General features: G+C 72.7%; 3 protein-coding genes and 1 riboswitch. Of the genes, 1 reads left to right on the top strand and 2 read right to left on the bottom strand.

Features of this window, described 5'->3' with window-relative positions; genetic code table 11:
* The coding region (locus tag TR46_RS15765; protein WP_052432845.1) for an SCO2321 family membrane protein at positions 1 to 1133 on the bottom strand (1133 nt) is incomplete at its 3' end.
* A gap of 56 nt (positions 1134 to 1189) precedes the next feature.
* A riboswitch (adenosylcobalamin-variant (AdoCbl-variant) riboswitch) is annotated at positions 1190 to 1267 on the bottom strand.
* A gap of 74 nt (positions 1268 to 1341) precedes the next feature.
* Entirely contained in the window at positions 1342 to 2397 is a 1056-nt protein-coding gene (locus TR46_RS15760; protein WP_042400717.1) for an MBL fold metallo-hydrolase, read from the bottom strand.
* Positions 2398 to 2557: 160 nt separating this feature from the next.
* Between TR46_RS15760 and TR46_RS15755 the strand changes: the two genes are divergently transcribed.
* On the top strand, positions 2558 to 4028 hold a 1471-nt coding region (locus TR46_RS15755; RefSeq protein ID WP_063770599.1), incomplete at its 3' end, for an aldehyde dehydrogenase.

Genomic DNA, 4028 nt, shown 5'->3' with positions numbered 1-4028 from the left:
GCGGCGGCGGCGGTTGCGCTCGCCGCGCCGGTCCCGGCCGGGGCCGGTCCGGCCGCCTCCAGTTGGGCGACCAGGTTCGAGGCGCCGAAGTGGGTCGGGTCGACGCCGGTGGCGTGGGCACTGAGGATCAGTACGGCGTAGCCGGAGGCGCCGGCGCCCTTGGCCCAGGCCGCGCTGTTGGCGCTGAGCCACTCCACCGCCTTCCTGGCGTCGGCGGGGCGGCCGCTGCCGGCCAGCGACAGGGCGGCCCAGGCGGTGCTGGCGTAGTCGGGGGCGGGGCTGGCGCCGGCCAACTGGCTGGTCAGGTGCTCGTCGCCGGAGCCGAGTCGTCCGGCCAGGTACTGGGAGGCCGACTGCTGGGAGTCCGAGCAACTCGCCCCGGAGGTGGCAGAGGCGGAGGCGGCGGACGCGGCCCCGGCCGCCGGGGCCGCCGGGGCTACGGGGAGGAAGCCGCTGCCGGTGGCCAGCGCCGCCTGGGCGCTGGCGACGTCGTTGGCCACCAGCTTGCCGCTCTTGTCGGGCTGGTAGGCGAAGGCGCCCTGCTCGGCCCTGGCGGCTGAACAGCCGAGCTGGAAGCTGTGCAGTCCTTCCAGCGCGGTCTTTCCGCCCTTGGCCACCGAGGCCAGGTCGGCCTTGGCCGCGGCCAGGGCGCTGACGACCACGCCGGTGGAGTTGGCGTCGCTGGCCGCGCCAGGGTTGTAGGACCAGCCGCCGTCGGCGTTCTGGACCTTCTTGTACCAGGCCACCGCCTTGGCCACGGCGTCGTCGTGGCCACCGAGGGCGACCAGCGCCTGGACGGCGGCGGAGGTGGAGTTGGTGTCCTCGGTGGCGGCCGTGCAGCCCTTGGCGGGGTCGGCGTTGTACGAGGGCCAGCCGCCGTCCGCGCACTGCTGGCCGGTGAGCCAGCTGACCGCCGAGGCGGCCGGGGTGACTCCCTGGGTGTGCAGGGCCAGCAGGCTCAGCCCCTGCCGCCAGACTCCGTCATAGGTCGGGTCGCTGAGGCCGTACAGCCCGGCCGGGATGCGGACCGGGCTCGCGCTCGTGGTGTCCGATGCGGCGAACGCGGGGGCGGCCGTGCCGGTGAGGACGGCGGCGGACAGCGCGACGGCGCCCAGGCGGGCGGCGGTGAGCATGGGTGGAGCCTTTCGGTGAGCGGTTGGCGACCGTAGACCTCGACGGTGCCGCTCGCCTTCTGACGGGTGTTCCGACTGTACGGCTGCGGGTCAGTGCCGGAATCGCACCGGCTTCCCCCGTCAGGGGGCGGATGGAGCGGGATCAAGTTGTGCGGCCACTGTATCCGGACCGTGCGACTGGTCCCGCCCTCACCCCGTCGGGTCCCGGTCAGTCCGCGGCGATGAAGTACTGCGGGTCGCCGGTGCCGGTCTCCTCGGCCAGGCCGGTCTTCACCAGCCGTCTGACGTGCGCCGCGGCCTCGGAGAGGGCCAGGTGGCGCGCGACGAAGCCGAGCTCGTCCCAGGGCCGGTTCCAGTGCATCCGCTGGGCGCACTGCCAGAGTGTCAGTGGCTCGTGCTTGAGTTGCACCAGCAGCTCGGCCAGCCGGACCGCGTGGTGGTCCAGCAGGTCCCGGACGCGTCCGGGGGCGTCGGCGAAGCGGTACTGGTGCGCGGGCAGGACCTCCTGGGGCGCGAGCGCGGCGATCCGCTCCAGGGAGTCGAGGAAGTCACCGAGCGGGTCGGCGGGGTCGTCGCCCGCTTCGTTCCCGGGATAGGAAGCCTCGGGATACAGGCTGACCACCGGGCTGATGGTGGGCAGCAGGTGGTCGCCGGAGAGCAGCCGGGTGGGGCGGTCCGGTTCGTCCAGGTAGAGGCAGACATGGCCCGGGGTATGCCCGGGGGTCCACATGACGCGCACTCCGCGTCCGGGCACCCCGGCCGATTCGCCGTGCACCAGCTCGCGGTCGGGGAGGGTGTCGGCCAGCGGCGCACTCGCGCTGCCGAAGTGGCCCAGGCCGTCGAGGTGCTCCTGGGGGACGCCCGAACCGCGCATCAGCTCGGCCATCCGGCTGACCCAGCGGCCGGAGCTGTGGGTGTGCAGCGCGCGGACGACGGCGGCCTCGGCGCCGTGCATGCCGATCCAGGCGCCGGACTGCTCGCGGACATGGCCGGAGAGGCCGTGGTGGTCCGGGTGGTGGTGGGTGACCAGGACGCCGTGGACGTCGGCGAGGGTGTGGCCGGCGGCGGCCAGGCCGGCCGCGAGGGCCTCGCGGCCGGAGGGGTCGTCCCAGCCGGTGTCGACCAGGACCGGCCCGCGGTCGCTCTCCAGCAGGTAGACGAGGGTGTAGCGGAGGGGGTTGTCCGGGATGGGGACGGTGATGCTCCACACCCCGCCGCCGAGGTCCTGGGTCGGCGGGGGCGGGGGCTTCTCCGTGGGGGCCATGCTGCCGTCCTCTCCCGGGCCGCTGTATAGAACGTGTTCTATGTATAAGGCAACTAGTCGGGCAGCCTACTGCACGACCGTTGCCCTCAATAAGTAGAACTGGTATCAGTTCTATCAACCGCCGTAAGTGACGGGTCGTCAGGACGATGCGGAGGACGGCATGGCCGAGGTAGTGGAGTACGGCGAACTCTTCATCGGCGGCGAGCTGGTCGCCCCCGCCGGGCGGGACGTCATCGAGGTGGTCTCCCCGCACACCGAGGAGGTCATCGGGCGGGTGCCGCACGCCTCCCGCGAGGATGTCGACCGGGCCGTCGCCGTCGCCAGGAAGGCCTTCGACGAGGGGCCCTGGCCCCGGATGCCGCTGGCCGAGCGGCTCGCGGTGGCCGAGCGGATCAAGGACGGCATCGCCGCGCGGGCGGACGAGATCGCCCGGGTGATCAGCTCGGAGAACGGCTCGCCGTACTCCTGGTCCATCCTGGCCCAGGCCTACGGCCCGATGATGATCTGGGACGCGGCGATCTCCACCGCCAGGGACTTCTCCTTCGAGGAGCACCGGACCGGGGTACTCGGCCCGATCATGGTGCGGCGCGAGCCGGTGGGTGTGGTCGCCGCCGTCGTCCCGTGGAACGTGCCGCAGTTCGTGGCCGCCGCCAAACTGGCCCCGGCGCTGATCGCTGGCTGCGCGGTGATCCTCAAACCCTCGCCGGAGACCCCGCTGGACTCCTACATCCTGGCCGAGATCGTCCGCGAGGCCGGGCTTCCGGAGGGGGTGCTCAGCATCCTGCCCGCCGACCGCGAGGTCAGCGAGTACCTGGTGGGACACGAGGGCGTCGACAAGGTCTCCTTCACCGGCTCGGTCGCGGCCGGCAAGCGGATCATGGAGGTGGCCTCGCGCAACCTCACCCGGGTCACCCTGGAGCTCGGCGGCAAGTCGGCGGCGATCCTGCTGCCGGACGCCGACGTACCCGCCGCCGTCACCAGCCTGATGGGCTCGGCCTACATGAACAACGGCCAGGCCTGCGTGGCGCAGACCCGCATCCTGGCGCCCAGGTCCCGCTACGACGACATCGCCGAGCAGCTGGTCGCCGCCGTGGACGCGCTGGTGGTCGGCGACCCGCTGGCGGAAGCCACCCAGCTCGGGCCGCTGGTGACCCGCCGTCAGCAGCAGCGCAACCTGGACTACATCAGGATCGGCCAGGAGGAGGGCGCCAAGGTGCTCACCGGCGGGGGAGTGCCCGCGGCCCAGCCCAAGGGCTGGTACGTCGAGCCCACCCTGCTCGGCGGCGTGGACAACCGGATGCGGGTGGCCCGGGAGGAGATCTTCGGCCCGGTCGTCTGCCTGATCCCCTACGAGGACGAGGCGGACGCGCTGCGCATCGCCAACGACTCGGACTACGGGCTGTCCGGCTCGGTGTGGTGCGGGGATGTGGAGCACGGGATCGGGGTGGCCCGGCGGGTCCGTACCGGCACGTTCTCGGTGAACACCTTCAGCCTGGACTTCAAGGGGCCGTTCGGCGGCTACAAGAACTCCGGGATCGGCCGGGAGTTCGGGCCGGAGGGGCTGGACTCCTACCTGGAGGCCAAGACCGTCCACCTGCCGCAGGGGTATGCGCCCGTGCAGGGCGGGCCCG

The sequence above is a fragment of the Streptacidiphilus carbonis genome (assembly GCF_000787775.1).
GTDB lineage: Bacteria > Actinomycetota > Actinomycetes > Streptomycetales > Streptomycetaceae > Streptacidiphilus > Streptacidiphilus carbonis.
The sequence above is the reverse complement of the archived record's forward strand: the minus strand, read 5'-3'. Positions and strand labels throughout refer to the sequence as shown.